General features: G+C 54.5%; 16 protein-coding genes. 8 read left to right on the forward strand and 8 right to left on the reverse strand.

From position 1 onward, the window contains the following. Nucleotides 1-14 precede the first annotated feature (14 nt). Entirely contained in the window at nucleotides 15-1,775 is a 1,761-nt protein-coding gene (locus AOY24_RS19485; RefSeq protein ID WP_054177186.1) for a Lon protease family protein, read from the forward strand. A 68-nt stretch (nucleotides 1,776-1,843) separates the two neighbouring features. Then, nucleotides 1,844-2,362 (forward strand): bifunctional 3-hydroxydecanoyl-ACP dehydratase/trans-2-decenoyl-ACP isomerase, encoded by a 519-nt coding sequence (gene fabA / locus AOY24_RS19490; RefSeq protein WP_013097260.1) that lies wholly within the window; start codon nucleotides 1,844-1,846, stop codon nucleotides 2,360-2,362. 95 nt (nucleotides 2,363-2,457) lie between these two features. On the opposite strand, the gene rmf is transcribed toward fabA, so the two are convergent. The 6 genes from rmf to rlmKL form a co-directional block, all read right to left on the reverse strand. Further along, nucleotides 2,458-2,625: a ribosome modulation factor gene (rmf, locus tag AOY24_RS24230; protein WP_042320000.1), complete on the reverse strand. Its 168-nt coding sequence runs from the start codon at nucleotides 2,623-2,625 to the stop codon at nucleotides 2,458-2,460. Between the two features lie 257 nt (nucleotides 2,626-2,882). After that, nucleotides 2,883-3,446 carry a membrane integrity-associated transporter subunit PqiC gene (pqiC, locus tag AOY24_RS19495; RefSeq protein ID WP_044256303.1) on the reverse strand — a complete coding sequence of 188 codons (564 nt, stop codon included), beginning with the start codon at nucleotides 3,444-3,446 and terminating at the stop codon, nucleotides 2,883-2,885. Then, nucleotides 3,443-5,083, reverse strand: coding sequence for an intermembrane transport protein PqiB (gene pqiB, locus AOY24_RS19500; RefSeq protein WP_044256306.1), 1,641 nt, complete (start codon nucleotides 5,081-5,083; stop codon nucleotides 3,443-3,445). The genes pqiC and pqiB overlap by 4 nt, the downstream gene beginning before the upstream one ends. Before the next feature lie 4 nt (nucleotides 5,084-5,087). Beyond that, complete coding sequence (pqiA, locus tag AOY24_RS19505; protein ID WP_054177187.1) at nucleotides 5,088-6,341, reverse strand: membrane integrity-associated transporter subunit PqiA; 1,254 nt, start codon at nucleotides 6,339-6,341, stop codon at nucleotides 5,088-5,090. A 14-nt stretch (nucleotides 6,342-6,355) separates the two neighbouring features. Then, nucleotides 6,356-8,263, reverse strand: a complete 1,908-nt coding sequence (locus AOY24_RS19510) for an ABC transporter ATP-binding protein (RefSeq protein ID WP_054177188.1) — start codon at nucleotides 8,261-8,263, stop codon at nucleotides 6,356-6,358. 12 nt (nucleotides 8,264-8,275) lie between these two features. Next, nucleotides 8,276-10,384: a bifunctional 23S rRNA (guanine(2069)-N(7))-methyltransferase RlmK/23S rRNA (guanine(2445)-N(2))-methyltransferase RlmL gene (gene rlmKL, locus AOY24_RS19515; protein ID WP_054177189.1), complete on the reverse strand. Its 2,109-nt coding sequence runs from the start codon at nucleotides 10,382-10,384 to the stop codon at nucleotides 8,276-8,278. A gap of 97 nt (nucleotides 10,385-10,481) precedes the next feature. On the opposite strand from rlmKL, the gene AOY24_RS19520 reads away from it, so the two are divergent. After that, the gene (locus tag AOY24_RS19520) at nucleotides 10,482-11,591 is read left to right on the forward strand and encodes a YcbX family protein (protein WP_054177190.1); all 1,110 of its coding nucleotides are present in this window, start codon (nucleotides 10,482-10,484) and stop codon (nucleotides 11,589-11,591) included. Here the strand turns inward: AOY24_RS19520 and zapC are convergent. Both zapC and pyrD read right to left on the reverse strand, forming a co-directional pair. Then, complete coding sequence (gene zapC / locus AOY24_RS19525) at nucleotides 11,588-12,130, reverse strand: cell division protein ZapC (RefSeq protein WP_043001167.1); 543 nt, start codon at nucleotides 12,128-12,130, stop codon at nucleotides 11,588-11,590. The two genes, AOY24_RS19520 and zapC, sit on opposite strands and share 4 nt — an antisense overlap. A 179-nt stretch (nucleotides 12,131-12,309) precedes the next feature. Continuing rightward, nucleotides 12,310-13,320: a quinone-dependent dihydroorotate dehydrogenase gene (gene pyrD / locus AOY24_RS19530; protein ID WP_054177191.1), complete on the reverse strand. Its 1,011-nt coding sequence runs from the start codon at nucleotides 13,318-13,320 to the stop codon at nucleotides 12,310-12,312. 243 nt (nucleotides 13,321-13,563) lie between these two features. Here pyrD and ssuE point away from each other — a divergent pair, with 243 nt between their 5' ends. Genes ssuE through ssuB form a run of 5 tightly spaced genes read left to right on the forward strand, consistent with a single transcriptional unit; the run spans nucleotide 13,564 to nucleotide 17,815 of the window. Beyond that, entirely contained in the window at nucleotides 13,564-14,139 is a 576-nt protein-coding gene (ssuE, locus tag AOY24_RS19535) for an NADPH-dependent FMN reductase (protein WP_043001169.1), read from the forward strand. After that, nucleotides 14,132-15,106 (forward strand): sulfonate ABC transporter substrate-binding protein, encoded by a 975-nt coding sequence (locus AOY24_RS19540; protein ID WP_054177192.1) that lies wholly within the window; start codon nucleotides 14,132-14,134, stop codon nucleotides 15,104-15,106. The genes ssuE and AOY24_RS19540 overlap by 8 nt, the downstream gene beginning before the upstream one ends. After that, nucleotides 15,103-16,248 (forward strand): FMNH2-dependent alkanesulfonate monooxygenase, encoded by a 1,146-nt coding sequence (gene ssuD, locus AOY24_RS19545; protein WP_043001171.1) that lies wholly within the window; start codon nucleotides 15,103-15,105, stop codon nucleotides 16,246-16,248. The genes AOY24_RS19540 and ssuD overlap by 4 nt, the downstream gene beginning before the upstream one ends. An 11-nt stretch (nucleotides 16,249-16,259) precedes the next feature. Further along, complete coding sequence (ssuC, locus tag AOY24_RS19550; RefSeq protein ID WP_054177193.1) at nucleotides 16,260-17,051, forward strand: aliphatic sulfonate ABC transporter permease SsuC; 792 nt, start codon at nucleotides 16,260-16,262, stop codon at nucleotides 17,049-17,051. Next, a complete protein-coding gene (gene ssuB / locus AOY24_RS19555) occupies nucleotides 17,048-17,815 on the forward strand; it encodes an aliphatic sulfonates ABC transporter ATP-binding protein (RefSeq protein ID WP_043001173.1) in 768 nt (255 codons plus the stop codon). Before ssuC ends, ssuB begins: the two co-directional genes overlap by 4 nt. Nucleotides 17,816-17,845 lie beyond the last annotated feature (30 nt).

Consider the following 17,845-nt stretch of genomic DNA (forward strand, 5'->3'; position numbering starts at 1 on the left):
AAAAAACATCAACTTTGACCATTACGAAACTTGCATGGCGTGATCTTGTCCCTGATACCGAAAGCTATCAGGAGATTTTTGCACAGCCACATGTCACTGAAGAAAACGACACATTACTGAGTGATACTCAACCACGTTTGCAATTTGCCCTGGAGCAATTGTTACAGCCCAGAGCCTCATCCCCTTTCATGCTGGCCAAAGCCCCCGAAGAGCTTGAGTATCTTAATCTTCTTGCCGATGCCGCACGTGCCTTGCAGCACAATGCCGGTCACCTGACGGGAGGTCATTACGAGATCTCTGGTCATACGATTCGCTATCGTGACGCTGAGCGGGAAGAGGATAATTTTTCTACCTTATCTCAGGTGGTGATTGCCGACTGGGTTGAGGCAGAGCAACTGTTTGGCTGCCTGCGTCAATTCAATGGCGACATCACGTTACAACCGGGACTGGTTCACCAGGCCAATGGCGGCGTGCTGGTTATCTCGCTGCGCACTCTGCTTGCACAACCGCTACTGTGGATGCGCCTGAAAGCGATTGTCAGCCGCGAACGCTTTGACTGGGTAGCCTTTGATGAATCACGTCCGCTACCAGTCTCTGTGCCGTCTATGCCGCTTAAACTGAAGGTGCTGTTAGTCGGTGAGCGCGAATCGCTGGCGGACTTCCAGGAGATGGAGCCCGAACTGGCCGAGCAGGCGATTTATAGCGAATTCGAAGATAACCTGCAGATTGTGGATGCAGAATCCATGACGCAGTGGTGCCAGTGGGTAACGTGGACCGCGAAACGTAATCAGTTGCCTTACCCGGCACCCGACGCCTGGGAAGTGCTGGTTCGCGAAGCGGTGCGCTATACCGGCGAACAGGATACGTTACCACTCAATCCGCTGTGGATCATCAGGCAGTTCACGGAAGTCGCGCCGCTGTGCGAAAGCGAAACCTGCAGCGGTGAACAACTTAGCCTGATGCTTGCTCAGAGAGCGTGGCGTGAAGGGTTCCTGGCTGAACGCATGCAGGATGAGATCCTCCAGGAACAGATTCTGATCGAAACCGAGGGTGAGCGCGTGGGTCAGATCAACGCCCTGTCGGTGATTGAGTTTCCGGGTCACCCTCGCGCCTTCGGTGAACCTTCTCGCATTAGTTGCGTCGTGCACATCGGCGATGGCGAGTTCACGGACATTGAGCGGAAAGCAGAACTTGGCGGTAATATTCATGCTAAGGGGATGATGATCATGCAGGCGTTCCTGATGTCGGAACTCCAGCTCGAACAACAGCTCCCCTTCTCGGCTTCACTCACGTTTGAACAGTCCTACAGTGAAGTCGATGGCGACAGCGCGTCCATGGCGGAACTGTGTGCACTCATCAGCGCCCTGTCAGATGTGCCGGTAAATCAGAACATCGCTGTTACCGGGTCGGTCGATCAGTTCGGTCGAGCCCAGCCGGTTGGTGGTTTAAATGAAAAAATTGAAGGCTTCTTCGCGATTTGCCAACAGCGTGAACTGACGGGTAAGCAAGGGGTGATTATCCCTTCTTCTAACGTCAGACACCTGAGCCTGCAACCCGCACTGTTACAGGCCGTTGAAGAAGAGAAGTTCACTATCTGGGCGGTAGATGACGTGACCGACGCATTACCGCTGCTGTTAAATCTGGTGTGGGATGGCGAAGGCCAGATGACGCTGATGCAGACTATCCAGGAGCGTATCGCCCAAGCGACGCAACAGGAAGGACGTCACCGTTTTCCATGGCCGCTGCGTTGGCTGAACGGTTTTTTTCCTAACTGATCGGACTTGTTCAGCGTACACGTGTTAGCTATCCTGCGTGCTTCAATAAAATAAGGCTTACAGAGAACATGGTAGATAAACGCGAATCCTATACAAAAGAAGACCTTCTTGCCTCTGGTCGCGGTGAGCTGTTTGGTGCGAAAGGCCCACAGTTGCCTGCTCCTAACATGCTGATGATGGACCGTGTCGTCAAAATGACCGAAACGGGCGGCAACTTCGACAAAGGTTATGTTGAGGCAGAGCTGGATATTAATCCGGATCTTTGGTTCTTCGGATGCCACTTCATCGGTGATCCGGTCATGCCGGGTTGCCTGGGACTGGACGCCATGTGGCAGTTGGTTGGATTCTACCTCGGCTGGCTCGGCGGTGAAGGCAAAGGCCGCGCGCTGGGCGTAGGCGAAGTGAAGTTCACCGGTCAGGTGTTGCCTTCTGCGAAGAAAGTGACCTACCGTATCCACTTCAAGCGCATCGTAAATCGCCGCCTGATCATGGGTCTGGCAGATGGTGAAGTGCTGGTGGATGGTCGTCTGATTTATACCGCAAACGATCTGAAAGTCGGGCTGTTCCAGGACACCTCTGCGTTCTGATGCCAACCGGGTGAATGACCAGACAGCGTCATTTATCACAGGTCATAAAAGGCGAAACCTCCGCACTGCGGAGGTTTCTTTTTAAAGAGACAGAATCAGGCCATTACCACCCTGTCAGCCATGGCTTCTCGCCAGCCTCCTAGCCAGTACGACCTCTGATTCAGCGTCTGATAGGGACACATTTCTTTTGAGCGTCCGGCAATACCGGCCTGATAACCACGTTGATGTGCCCGTTCCAGGCGATCTCGTTTTTGTCTCTTCATGCCTCGTTTCCCTCATGCTTAATATCTGGTGGAAAAGATAACAGTGATTACGAAGTGTGCAATCACACTAAACGAATACCGCGAATCCCCGGTTCCGTCAATGCGCAAAATTCACACAGGTGTCATATTTGTGAGCTAGTGAAAAACTCGGTTGTTCAAAAAATGTGAACCGGAACAAGTTCCTGGCCCCTCTCTACGACCAAAAAAAACCGCCTCAAACGCACGGTCTGAGACGGTTTTATTTACAAAATTTTAAACTATGGGATGCGCTTCAGCTCCTGAGCGATCGCCGCCGCTTCCTGACTCCAGACGTTCGCCAGCACTTTCACCATTTCATCGTAACCGTCCTGTGTCTGTATGGCTTCAATGTGGAACGGGCGCTTAATGAGACGTCCCTGATGGTTTAGCAGCCACTCACCGCTGACCACCACTTTGCCATCATAACGACCATGGAAGCCGGTGACCGTCACGTTGAGCGTGTCCTGCACGCTGCCTAACGGTTGAGACGCCACCACCCAACCCGGCAATTGTGTACTCAGATTGGCAACCAGCGTATTGCGCAACTGTTGATCCAGCGGACTGGCCCACAGATTATTATTGGCGATCACGTACTGTACATCGCTGGTCTGATAGACCACGCCATTGCCGGCCAGATAATCCGGCACTGCAACTTGCTCGACCCACAGCAGACGGTTCCCCTGGCTTGCGGTACTCTGCACGCCACCTTGCGCAACAGGAAGCTGGTAATAGCTTTTGTTATCTCCACTGGTACTGCATGATGTCAGCCAGAACGCCATCGCCACCACTAGCCACTTTTTCATTGTTTCGCCCTCTTCGGCTCTGGATCTTTCTTGTCCTTCGCTTCAAACACCAGCGCGTTACTCTTGTCATTCAGCGTTTTCAGCACCGGCTGTAGCTCGCGGAGCACCTGATCAAGACGTTGCATATCGGCCACCATCTTGTTGTAGGCTGCCGAACCAGGCTGGAAGCCCTGCATGCTGCGATTCAGTTCACGCAGAGTATTCTGCATATCTGCCGGCAGTTGTTGCATAGACTGACTGGACGTAATCTTGTTCATGTTATCCAGTGTCGTTTGCAGATGTTTCATCGTGCGCTGGCTTTCACTCAACGTATTGGTGGCCTGCTCAATCATCGGGTTCAGCGGCAGATTGTTGATCTTATCCAGCGCTTCCATCAGCCGCTGCTGAATTTGTGCCAGACCGCCGCTCACCGTCGGGATGATCTGATAACCGTTAAACTCGCGAATGCCGGTAATCGGCGGCTCTTTTGGATAGAAGTCCAGATCGACATACAACGCCCCGGTCACCAGGTTCCCGGTTTTCAGCGAGCCGCGTAAGCCCCGCTTCAGCAGGTCGGCCAGATGAGCGCCCACGTCGGTATCTTCGCCCAATTGCGCTTTCAGACGCTCGGGTTCAATGCGCACCAGCACAGGAATACGGTAATCGTTGTTAAACACCTGACGCATATTTGGCGCAAAGAACGGCACTTTACTCACCGTCCCCAGACGAATACCGCGGAACTCCAGCGGCGCTCCCGGTTGCAGACCGCGGATCGAATCTTTGAAGAACATCAGGTAATCGATGTGCTCGGTGAACAGCGAATCCTGGATGCTTTTCTGATCGTCATACAGGCTAAAGGCGGCCTTCTCGGCAACCGGCTGACCCTGCTCAAGCCCTTCCGGTACGTCAAAACTAACACCTCCGCCAAATAACGTCGTCAGCGAGCCCATTTCTACCCGCATGCCTGCGGACGTCAGATCCACGGCAATCCCGCTGTCTTTCCAGAAACGGACGTTGCTGGTGACCAGGCGATCGTTAGGTGCATTAATAAACAGCTGATAGCTGATGCTGCGTTTTTGTGGATCAAAAGTACTGGTTTCCACCGATCCGACGCGATAGCCACGGAACAGAACCGGATCGCCGGGACTAAGCTGACCGGCTTTTTTACTGTCGAGCACCACGCGGATCCCCTTGGCATCAGGCGGCGCCAGTGGCGGCGAATCCAGCAGATCATACTTTTCCAGTTTGTTACCTTTATTACCCGGCTGCAGTTCGATATAAGCGCCAGAAAGCAGTGTCCCTAAGCCGCTGATCCCTTCACGTCCAACCTGTGGCTTCACCACCCAAAACACGGAGTCTTTGTGCAGCAGTTTTTCCATACCGGCGTTCAGGCGCGCTTTGATTTCAACATGCGTCAGATCGTCGGTCAGCGTGGCGCTTTCGACGACACCCACGTCAACGCTGCGGCTTTTGATAGTGGTTTTTCCGCCCTCGATGCCCTCAGCATTGGTGGTAATCAGGGTCACAACCGGTCCCTGATGGCTGTAGTGATAGAACAGAACCCATGCCCCAATCAGCGCAGTGACGATGGGAAAAATCCACACGGGAGACCAGTTTTTTACCTTCTGGATTTTGGCTTCCCCACTTTTAGATTCCATGTTATCAGGACTCCTCATGGCCTGGTTCTGGTTCACGATCCCACGACAGACGCGGATCAAATGTCATCGCAGAAAACATTGTCATAATGACGACTAAAGCAAACATTAATGCACCCATTGCTGGATAAATATTCATCAAACCTCCCATGCGCACCAGCGCAGAGAGCACGGCGATAACAAACACATCAATCATTGACCAGCGACCTACAAACTCCACCACTTCATAAATCAGGTGCATGCGTTCACTGTCACGCTTGCCATGCCCTTTGGCGTCCCAGCACAGCCAGGCAATGGCGATCATTTTTAGCGTCGGCACCATAATACTGGCGATAAAGATCACCGCCGCGACCGGATAAGAGCCTTCACTCCAGATTAAAACCACCCCTTCAAGAATGGTGGAAGGCAGTTTCGACCCCAGTAAATCGGTGATCATGATCGGCAGAATATTCGCGGGAAGATACAGCATGATCGACGTGAACAGTAATGCCAGCGTCCACTGCAGGCTGTTTCTGCGGCGCACATACCCTTTCGTTTCGCAGCGCGGGCAAAGATGCTCATCCGCCGGAAGGATCGCCGTACAGCAGGAACAAGAGCGTAATCCCTGACGAATGCCGGGAACGCCAGGCGTTAACGTCTGTTTAATCACGGGCATAGGGGCGATGTCGTCCCACAGCCAGCGACGGTCAACACACTGAAACGCGCGGAGTTGCAGAATGCAGAAGAAGCACCAGGGGATAAAGCTGCTGCCGACGCCGATATCGCCGTATGCCATCAGTTTGACGAAACTCACCAGCACGCCCGCGAGGAAAATTTCCGCCATTCCCCAGCTCTTTAGCTGAAACAGAATGCGAGCCAGTTGGGCTTTGAGCTTTGCGGGCATTTGTACCCGATTCACCAACAACAGAATGGTTAACAGGCAAAACGCGGGAACCAGTTGAACGAAGAGTAAAAAGAACGTACCGAGACTGGCGTAATTTTCCGAAAACAGGACACCAGGGATTTGCATCAGGGTCACTTCACTGCTCACCCCAGCGACATTCATATTCACAAAAGGGAACAGATTCGATAAAAGCAACATAAACAGCGCAACTAACGCATAAGCAGTGGGACGCTGTCTCGGCGCGTCCCACATCACCGTCAATGTTGTGCCACATCTCGGGCATGCCGCTTTCTGCCCATGCTCAAGGTGGGGCAATGCCACCAGCATGTCACACTGCGAGCACAAAATGTGCTTTGCGGCATGATGATGTTCGCACATGGTGTGCTCCTTAATTATGCACCATTCTTTAACGCTTCAAGATACTCCCAGCGCTCAAAGGCCTGCTCAAGTTCTTGCTCTGCATTTGCCAGATCGGCCAAAACCTGTTGTGTCTGCTCATGAGGCTGGCTGAAAAACGCGGCGTCGGCAACCTGTGCCTGCAGGGCTTCCAGCTTCGCTTCCAGTTCTTCCAGCAGTTGCGGTAACTGTTCCAGTTCGCGCTGCAGTTTATAGCTTAGTTTGCTACTGGCGCGTTTTACAATTTCTGCTTTCGGGGCAACCACTTCCTCAGTTTTTTTCGCCGCTGGCTGTTTAAACGCCAGATGCTGTTCCTGTTGACTGCGTGCATCATGATAGCCGCCGACATAACGGCCGATTTTCCCGTTGCCTTCGAAAATCCAGCACTCGGTCACCGTATTGTCGACAAACTGACGATCGTGGCTCACCAGTAACACGGTGCCCTGATAACCATCAATCAGCTCTTCCAGCAACTCCAGCGTTTCGACGTCGAGATCGTTCGTTGGTTCATCGAGAATCAACAGATTGCTGGGTTTCAGAAAAAGACGCGCCAACAGCAGACGATTTCGCTCACCGCCAGACAGTGCGCGTACCGGGGTCATCGCCCGTTTCGGATGGAACAAGAAGTCCTGCAAATAGCCGAGCACATGGCGCGGTTTGCCGTTAACCATCACTTCCTGCTTACCTTCGGCGAGGTTGTCCATCACCGTCTTGTCTGGATCCAGTTCGGCGCGGTGCTGGTCGAAATAAGCGACTTCCAGTTTCGTACCGACGTGGATACGACCGCTGTCCGGCGGCAACTGGCCTAACATCAGCTTCAGCAGCGTGGTCTTACCGCAGCCGTTAGGACCGATCAGGGCAATTTTATCGCTGCGCTGTACCTGAGCTGAAAAGTCTTTCACCAGCTGTTTGCCGTCGACCTGGTAATCCACGTTCTCCATTTCGAAGACGATCTTACCAGAGCGGGTCGCCTCTTCGACCTGCATCTTCGCGGTGCCCATCACTTCGCGGCGTTCGCTGCGTTCGCGGCGCATCGCTTTCAGCGCCCTCACGCGGCCTTCATTACGGGTACGACGGGCTTTAATGCCCTGGCGGATCCACACCTCTTCCTGCGCCAGCTTGCGATCGAACTCGGCGTTCTGGAGTTCTTCGACGCGCAGCGCCTCTTCTTTCTCCACCAGGTATTGATCGTAATTCCCCGGGTAGGTCACCAGCTTGCCACGATCGAGATCGACAATGCGGGTCGCCATATTGCGAATAAAAGAACGGTCGTGGGAGATAAAAATAATCGTCCCATTGAACGACTTCAGGAACCCTTCCAGCCAGTCAATGGTTTCAATATCGAGGTGGTTGGTCGGTTCATCCAGCAGCAGAACGCGCGGATTACTGACCAGCGCACGACCCAGCGCGGCTTTACGCAGCCAACCACCGGACAGCGACGACAACGCGGCATTAGGATCCAGTCCTAACTGCGCCAGCACCTCATTGATGCGGTTTTCCAGTTGCCACAGATTGTGGTGATCGAGCTGCTCCTGCACTTTTGCCAGCTCATTTAAGTTTCTGTCGCTCGGATCGGTCATCACCAGACGCGAAATTTCGTGATATCGCTTAAGGTAGACCGCCTGTTCTTCGATGCCTTCCGCGACAAAATCGTAAACGGTGCCTTCAATATTGCGCGGAGGATCCTGTTGCAAACGGGCAACGATCAGATCCTGCTCATAAATAATGCGCCCATCGTCCAGACCCTGCTCACGATTGAGGATCTTCATTAACGTTGATTTGCCGGCGCCGTTACGGCCCACCAGACAGACGCGTTCGTTATCTTCGATATGCAGTTCTGCATTATCAAGAAGCGGCGCGTCGCTGAACGACAGCCATGCGCCATGCATACTGATTAATGACATTTACTTATCCTTTCAGGCCGCGGTAATCAACCAGCAGTTGTGGATTTGACGGTTACGGGCAAAGTCCTGGGAAAGCGTTTTTTGGGTGATTTCTTGTGCTTTCAGCCCCAGCGCCGCCAGTCCGTCAAGATCCATACGGAATCCGCGTTTATTGTTGGAGAACATGATCGTGCCGCCTTTACGCAGCAGACGTTTCAGATCTTTCATCAGCGCCAGGTGATCGCGCTGAACGTCAAAGGCATCCTCCATCCGTTTCGAGTTGGAGAACGTCGGGGGATCGATAAAAATCAGATCAAACTGTTCATTAGCTTCACGCAGCCAGGCCAGACAGTCGGCCTGGATCAGGCGATGCGCGCGTCCGCTCAAGCCATTCAGACGCAGGTTGCGCTCTGCCCACTCAAGATAGGTACGCGACATATCGACCGTCGTGGTGCTGCGCGCGCCGCCTAAACCTGCGTGCACACTGGCGCTGCCGGTGTAGGAAAACAGGTTAAGGAAGTCTTTGCCGTTGCTCATCTGCCCCAGCATCCGTCGCGCAATACGGTGATCGAGGAACAGTCCGGTATCCAGGTAATCGGTCAGGTTCACCCACAGGCGAGCGTTGTATTCGCTTACCTCGATGAATTCCCCCTTCTCGTTCATCTTCTGATACTGGTTTTTCCCTTTCTGCCGTTCACGGGTTTTCAGCACCAGCTTGTTCGGCGCAATCTCCAGCACCGACAAGGTGGCGGCGATGATGTCGAACAGTCGCTGACGCGCTTTCTGCGCATCGACAGTTTTAGGCGGAGCGTACTCCTGAATCACGACCCAGTCGGCGTAGCGATCGACCGCTACGTTGTATTCAGGCAGATCGGCATCGTACAGGCGGTAGCATTCAATCCCTTCCTGACGCGCCCATTTTTCCAGTTTCTTGATGTTTTTACGCAGACGGTTGGCATAGTCTTCCGCCACCGTTGCCGGTTTGCTGTCCGGCGTGCTTTCCGCTACATGGTAGTTTTTCTGCACACAGTCCAGCGGGCCGTTTTTCGCTTTGAATTGTTTGTCCGCGCGCAGTTGCAGGCTGCTTAGCAAATCCGGTGAGGCGCTGAACAAAGAGAGATTCCAGCCGCCGAACTGGTTCTTCATGGTGCGTCCCAGCAGGCTGTGCAGCGCAATCAGCGCCGGCTCGCTGTCCAGACGTTCGCCGTAAGGCGGGTTGCTGATCACCGTCCCGTAAGGACCTTTCGGCAGCGGATTGCTCAGCTTCGCCACGTCTTTGACTTCGAAGGTAATCAGTTCGCCAATCCCTGCGCGACGGGCGTTGCTGCGCGCGCGTTCGATCACTCGGGCATCACTGTCAGAACCGTAAAAACGCGAGGTATATTCAGCCAGACCTTTGCGGGCGCGGGTTTGCGCTTCCGCCTTCACGTCCTGCCAGATAGCGTCATCATGCTGCGCCCAGCCGCTAAAGCCCCAACGACCACGGTGTAAGCCCGGTGCGCGATCGGTTGCCCACATCGCCGCCTCAATCAATAGCGTGCCCGAACCGCACATCGGGTCGAGCAATGGAGTTCCCGGCTGCCAGCCAGAGCGCATCACAATCGCCGCCGCCAGCGTCTCTTTGATCGGTGCCAGACCGGTGCGATCGCGATAGCCGCGCAGATGCAGACCATCACCGCTTAAATCCAGCGCAATGCTGGCCGTGTCTTTATTCAGCCAGACGTTTACGCGGATGTCTGGCGATTCGCGATCGACATTCGGACGCGGCAGATTTTTACGCGTGAAGGCGTCAACAATCGCATCCTTGACTTTCATCGCGCCGTACTGGCTATTGCGAATGGTGTCGTTCAGCCCGCTGAAGTGGACAGCAAAGGTCGCACCCGGATTAAACATTGCCGTCCAGTCGATGGCCTGCACACCAAGGTAAAGGTCTAAGTCACTGTAAACTTTGCACTCACCCATCGGTAAAATAATGCGCGAGGCCAGGCGACTCCACATCAGGCTCTGGTAAACAAGCCGGGTGTCGCCCTGGAAATGGACCCCACCCTGAACTACCTGACACTCCACGGCGCCGAGGCTTTCCAGTTCAGTTTTTAACAGCTCTTCCAGCCCACGGGCCGTACTGGCAAACAAAGAATTCATAGCGTCACTTATACTCGAAGAAAATTGCTGCGCATTATAGCTAATATGGGCGCTATGTCATAAAGTTGAAGGCTTATTTCTTTCGAGGGACTGTACCGTGTTGACGTTATCCAGACTTTTCATCCACCCCGTCAAATCAATGCGTGGCATTGGGCTGACCCACGCTCTGGCAGACGTCAGCGGTCTGGCTTTTGATCGTATTTTTATGGTTACCGAAGCCGATGGCACCTTCATCACAGCGCGTCAGTTTCCACAAATGGTGCGCTTTACCCCCTCGCCCCTGCACGATGGCCTGCATTTGACCGCGCCTGACGGCAGCAGCGCGCTGGTGCGGTTTGCTGATTTTGCCGCCCAGGATGCGCCGACGGAAGTCTGGGGCAACCATTTTACCGCGCGAGTCGCCCCCGATGCGATTAATCAGTGGCTTAGCGGCTTCTTCTCCCGCAGCGTGCAACTGCGTTGGGTGGGACCACAGTTGACCCGGCGGGTTAAACGCCACGCGGGCGTGCCGCTCTCTTTTGCCGATGGTTTCCCGTATCTGCTGGTGAATGACGCTTCGTTGCGCGATCTGCAGCAGCGCTGCCCGGCGGGGGTGCAGGTTGAACAGTTCCGCCCCAATATCGTGGTCTCTGGTGCTACGGCATGGGAAGAAGACAACTGGAAAGTGATCCGCATTGGCGAGGTTATCTTTGATGTGGCGAAACCGTGCAGCCGCTGTATTTTTACCACGGTCAGTCCGGAAAAAGGGCAAAAGCATCCCTCCGGTGAGCCGCTGGCAACGCTGCAAACCTTCCGTACCGCGCCGGACAATGGCGATGTCGATTTTGGGCTGAACCTGATCGCCCGTAATAGCGGCGTGATTCGCGTGGGCGATGAAGTGGAGGTTTTATCGACCGGTCCGGCTCGCGTTTATGGCGCCGCCGACACCGGGGAGACGGTTGAAGTCGCGCAGCAACCGAATGCGACGGTCACCATCGACTGGCAGGGACAGGCGTTTCAGGGGAACAATCAACAGGTATTGCTTGAGCAACTGGAAAACCAGGGGATCCGGGTACCCTATTCGTGTCGGGCGGGAATTTGCGGCTGCTGTCGTATCAAACTGCTGGAAGGCGAAGTGAACCCGCTGAAGAGATCGGCACTTGGCGATGATGGCACCATCCTCAGCTGTAGCTGCGTGCCAAAAACCGCGCTGAAGCTGGCGCGTTAAACCGCCTGTTCCAGGCTGAAGCTGTGCGGACGAAACGACGGCTTCAGTCGGTCATTCATTATTTTAATCGCATCACCAAGCTGCATCGTCCGCCCGGCCACAACCACGCCGGGTTGCGCCAGCAGGCACAGCGCCGCATTTTCGCCAGGCTCTACCACTAACAGATTGATTTGTTCCTGGGTATCGCTCAGCCAGACACAGGCCGCATCGCCAGTGCCGGGTACCCAGTTTTCGCCGTGCGCCACAAAGTGCCAGCTTTTCGGCATTTGGGGTTTCAGATAGCGAATGGCCACCAGCGCATTGAGCACCAGCTCAGCTTTCTGGTCTTTAGAGAGCTCAAGGTCGCGGCACTTTTCTTCAAAGGAGAAGTACAGCGCGGCATCGTCAACGCAAAAACCGGACGGTGAGAATGCATCCGGGGTGAGCATTTTGCGGGCAAAACGCGAGCGAAATAACATGCCATTGGCTAAATCGAGCATCATTCGGTCATGCTCTTCGTCATAATACCAGCGCCAGTTATCGTCAGGTTTAATTCGCATTGTTTTCTCTCCCCTCTCCATCGCCCCGTTGCAAAATTGTCCTTTTTCGCCGCTTCGTTTATTACCTTAATAAGCAAAGCTTAAAATGTTTAAATAAGCAACAGTGAAAGAATATAAAACAACCAAGGGAGGAAATAAACCCCTGGTTGTCTGATATTCTGATAAAGAGAGAGAAAAAATCAAATATGGGTAACGATTTCTTTAATCAGTGGCGGACCTTTAAAAATAAAACCAGAATAAATCTGAACCAGCGACGCCCCGGCAGCCATCTTCTCGCGCGCGGCAATCACTGAGTCGATACCGCCAACGCCAATAACAGGCAACTGACCTTTTAATTCCTGAGACAGACGGCGGATAATTTCTGTACTTTTTAATTGCAGCGGACGACCACTTAAGCCACCCATTTGATCGCAATTTTTCATTCCCTGAACCAAAGAACGATCAAGTGTTGTATTGGTGGCAATAACACCATCAATATTATAGCGTACTAAACTATCGGCAACCTGGATCAGTTCTTCCTCAGAAAGATCCGGCGCGATCTTTACAGCGATCGGAACATATTTCTGGTGGATCTTTTGCAGATCGTTTTGTTTATTTTTAATCGCCGTAAGCAAATCATCCAGCGCGTCGCCATATTGTAATGAACGTAATCCCGGCGTATTTGGCGAGGAGATATTAATGGCAATATAACCGGCATAGGCATAGATTTTTTCCATACAAATCAGATAGTCATCTTTACCCTGCTCAACCGGCGTATCTTTATTTTTGCCGATATTAATTCCGAGCACCCCGTCATAATGGGCCTTTTTAACGTTCTCGACCAGGTTATCAACGCCGTGGTTATTAAAGCCCATACGGTTGATCAAACCTTCGGCATCGACCAGGCGGAACAGCCTTGGCTTATCGTTGCCGGGCTGTGGACGCGGGGTCACGGTACCGATCTCGATCGAGCCAAATCCCATCGCGCCCAGGGCATCAATACACTCCCCGTCCTTGTCCAGACCAGCAGCCAGACCAAGCGGATTTTTAAAGGTTAATCCCATACAGGTGACCGGTTTCGCCGGGACCTTCTGGCGGATCAACGCTTCTAGCGGCGTTCCCGTCACACGACGTAATTGCTGAAAAGTTAATTCATGAGCGCGCTCTGGATCGAGCTGGAAAAGGGCTTTACGAACGAAGGGGTAGTACATGAACTCTCCTGGATTCCCGGTGTGCAAACCGGGGGCGTATTATGGGTGATATCGAACAAAAAGGGAATTGACCTGCGGCAATAAAAAGCAAACGTTTTCCCTGGCAGCTTCTTTTTATGCAATTTTCAGCTTTTCAATTCCGCATAAATCATTTCGATTCCCGATTCCCCTCTGTCAGACTGCAAAAATTGTTATCAATGTTAAATAAAAGCGAACAATTGGTTATAAGGGGAGAATGCAATTATGCGCGTCATCACTTTGGCGGGAAGCCCACGCTTTCCCTCTCGATCCAGTGCTTTACTGGAATATGCCCGGGAAAAATTGAACGGTCAGGACGTTGAGGTGTACCACTGGAATCTGCACAACTTCGAGCCTGAAGATCTGCTGTATGCCCGTTTCGACAGCCCGGCATTGAAAACACTGGTCGCACAACTGAAAGAGGCGGACGGCCTGATCGTTGCCACGCCGGTTTATAAAGCCGCCTATTCCGGGGCGCTAAAAACGCTGCTCGATCTGCTCCCCGAACGGGCGCTGGAAGGTAAAGTCGTCCTGCCTCTGGCGACAGGCGGCACCGTTGCACATCTGCTCGCCGTCGATTACGCGTTGAAACCGGTGCTCAGCGCCCTGAAGGCCCAGGAGATTTTGCACGGCGTCTTTGCCGATGACTCCCAGGTGATCGACTATCAGCATAAGCCGCATTTCACGCCCAATTTACAGTTACGTCTTGATAAAGCGCTGGAAACGTTCTGGCACGCCCTGCATCGCCGCGACGTTAAGGTTCCTGCTTTTGATACTGTGCGAGGTGCGGCCCATGCGTAATCTTCTCAAAGCTCGTACGGCATGGCTGGCATTCGCCGGACTGCTGGCCTTTTGCGGACTGACACAGGCGGCGGAGCCCTCACCTGATGCCCTGCGTATAGGCTATCAGAAAGGCAGCATCAGCATGGTCCTGGCGAAAAGCCACCAGCTGCTGGAAACGCGTTATCCCGGAACCAAAATATCCTGGATTGAATTTCCCGCCGGACCGCAAATGCTGGAAGCCCTGAACGTCGGCAGTATTGATCTGGGCAGCACCGGCGATATTCCGCCCATTTTCGCCCAGGCCGCTGGCGCAGATTTAGTGTACGTCGGCGTCGAACCGGCGAAACCGAAAGCCGAAGTTATTCTGGTGCCGGAAAACAGCCCCATCAAAACGGTGGCGGAACTGAAAGGCCATAAAGTGGCGTTCCAGAAAGGATCCAGCTCGCACAACCTGCTGCTGCGCGCCCTGCAACAGGTCGGGCTGAAATTTACCGATATCCAGCCGACGTATCTTACCCCTGCCGATGCCCGAGCAGCGTTCCAGCAGGGTAACGTTGATGCATGGGCCATCTGGGATCCTTACTATTCCGCTGCATTATTGCAGGGCGGTGTGCGCGTACTGAAAGACGGCAGCGATCTGAAACAAACGGGATCGTTCTATCTCGCCGCGCGACCGTACGCTGAAAAGAACGGCGCGTTCATTCAGGGCGTGCTGGATACCTTCAGTCAGGCAGATGCGTTAACCCTCAGCCAGCGGCAGGAAAGCATTGCCCTGCTGGCGAAAACAATGGGACTGCCAGAGCCCGTGATTGCGTCATATCTTGATCATCGCCCGCCGACCCACATTTCACCGGTCAGTGACGCTGTGGCCGCGTTGCAACAACAAACCGCAGATCTGTTTTACGACAACCGCCTGGTACCGAAAAAAATCGATATCCGCCAACGCATCTGGCACCCCACTCAACAGGAAGGAAAATCATTATGAGTCTGAATATGTTCTGGTTTTTACCGACGCACGGTGACGGTCACTATCTGGGGACGGAGGAAGGCTCGCGTCCGGTGGATCACGGCTATTTACAGCAGATTGCGCAGGCGGCGGATCGTCTGGGATTCACCGGTGTGTTGATCCCCACCGGGCGATCCTGTGAAGACGCGTGGCTGGTCGCGGCATCAATGATCCCGGTAACTCAGCGACTCAAATTCCTGGTCGCATTGCGCCCGAGCGTCACTTCACCGACAGTCGCCGCACGGCAGGCCGCTACGCTTGACCGCCTCTCCAACGGTCGCGCGCTGTTTAACCTGGTCACCGGCAGCGATCCACAGGAACTGGCGGGCGACGGTGTGTTTCTCGATCACAGTGAACGTTACGAGGCCTCTTCGGAGTTCACCCAGGTCTGGCGTCGTTTATTGCAGGGTGAAACCGTCGACTTCAACGGTAAGCACATTCACGTTCGCGGAGCGAAACTGTTCTTCCCGCCCATCCAGCAGCCCTATCCCCCACTTTACTTCGGCGGCTCTTCAGATGTCGCCCAGGATCTGGCCGCTGAACAGGTCGATCTTTACCTCACCTGGGGCGAACCGCCTGAGCTGGTGAAAGAGAAGATAGCCCAGGTACGAGCCAAAGCGGCGGCGCGTGGGCGTAACATTCGTTTTGGCATTCGCCTGCACGTCATTGTCCGTGAAACCAACGAAGAAGCATGGCGAGCCGCGGACCGGCTGATCGCTCACCTTGATGACGACACGATCGCGAAGGCGCAAGCGGCGTTTGCCCGGACGGATTCTGTCGGTCAGCACCGAATGGCGGCGCTGCATAACGGCAAGCGCGACCAACTGGAGATCAGCCCGAATTTGTGGGCCGGTGTGGGTCTGGTGCGCGGTGGCGCCGGGACCGCGCTGGTCGGCGACGGACCGACGGTGGCGGCGCGCATCAACGAGTATGCCGCGCTGGGCATCGACAGCTTTGTCCTTTCCGGCTACCCACATCTGGAAGAGGCGTACCGGGTCGGCGAACTGTTGTTCCCGCATCTGGACGTCGCGATCCCGGAAGTCCCACAACCGCAACGCCAGCATCAGCAGGGTGAAGCGGTGGCGAATGAATTTATCCCGCGCAAGGTTGCGCAAAGCTGAGGAGAACCGTGATGGCAACGCCAACGAAAAAGTGGTTGTTACGCGTTGCCCCCTGGTTTTTACCGGTGGGCATCGTCGCCGTCTGGCAACTGGCCTCCTCCATGGGCTGGCTCTCCGGGCGTATTTTACCCTCACCGGAAGGGGTGATCATCGCCTTCTGGACGCTCTCCGCCAGCGGCGAACTCTGGCAGCATCTGGCCATCAGCTCATGGCGTGCGCTGATCGGCTTTTCGATCGGCGGTTCGATTGGCCTGACGCTGGGGCTGATCAGCGGCTTATCGCGCTGGGGGGAACGCCTTCTGGACACCTCCATTCAGATGCTGCGCAACGTTCCACATCTGGCACTCATCCCGTTAGTGATTTTGTGGTTTGGCATTGATGAAACCGCGAAGATTTTTCTGGTCGCGCTGGGGACGCTCTTTCCAATTTACATCAATACCTGGCACGGGATCCGCAACATCGATCGCGGCCTGGTGGAGATGGCGCGTAGCTACGGATTATCCGGCTTTTCGCTGTTTATCCATGTGATCCTGCCCGGCGCCCTGCCCTCGATCATGGTCGGCGTCCGCTTTGCGCTGGGGCTGATGTGGCTGACGCTGATCGTCGCGGAGACCATTTCAGCCAATTCAGGAATCGGTTATCTGGCGATGAACGCTCGCGAATTCCTGCAAACGGATATCGTGGTTGTCGCCATTATTCTCTACGCCCTGCTCGGTAAACTGGCCGATGTCAGCGCTCAACTGCTGGAACGCGTCTGGTTGCGCTGGAACCCGGCTTATCATGTGAAGGAGGCCACCGTATGAATACCGCCCGTCTGAACCAGGGTACACCGCTCCTGCTGAATGCGGTAACGAAAAAGTACGCGGGTAACATCGTACTGAATCAGCTTGATCTCCATATCCCGGCAGGCCAGTTTGTCGCCATCGTCGGGCGCAGCGGTGGGGGAAAAAGCACCCTGCTACGCCTGCTGGCGGGGCTGGAATCGCCAAACGCCGGTGAACTGCTGGCGGGAACCACGCCGCTTCGCGATAGTCAGGACGACACCCGCATGATGTTTCAGGATGCCCGACTTTTGCCGTGGAAATCGGTGATCGACAACGTGGGACTGGGTCTGAAGGGCCACTGGCGGGACGCTGCGCGTCAGGCGCTGGCGGCGGTTGGGCTGGAAGAGCGGGCGAGCGAATGGCCAGCAGCGCTTTCCGGCGGACAAAAACAGCGTGTTGCCCTTGCGCGGGCGCTAATCCACCGGCCGGGCCTGCTGTTGCTTGACGAACCGCTTGGCGCGCTGGATGCGTTAACACGTCTGGAGATGCAAGATCTCATTGTTTCGCTGTGGCAGGAGCATGGTTTTACCGTGCTGCTGGTGACACATGACGTCAGCGAAGCCGTGGCGATGGCCGATCGGGTGTTGCTGATTGAGGATGGTAAGATTGGACTGGATTTGACGGTCGACATTGCACGCCCCCGCCGCCTGGGATCGGTGCGTTTAGCGGAGCTGGAGGCCAACGTATTGAGTCGGGTGATGCAGCGTGGGGTAACGGAACAGCCGATCCGTCGGCATGGATAAGTATTCAGGACGTTGTAGGCCCGGTAAGCA

Source organism: Citrobacter sp. CtB7.12 (assembly GCF_001297795.1).
GTDB lineage: Bacteria > Pseudomonadota > Gammaproteobacteria > Enterobacterales > Enterobacteriaceae > Citrobacter_A > Citrobacter_A amalonaticus.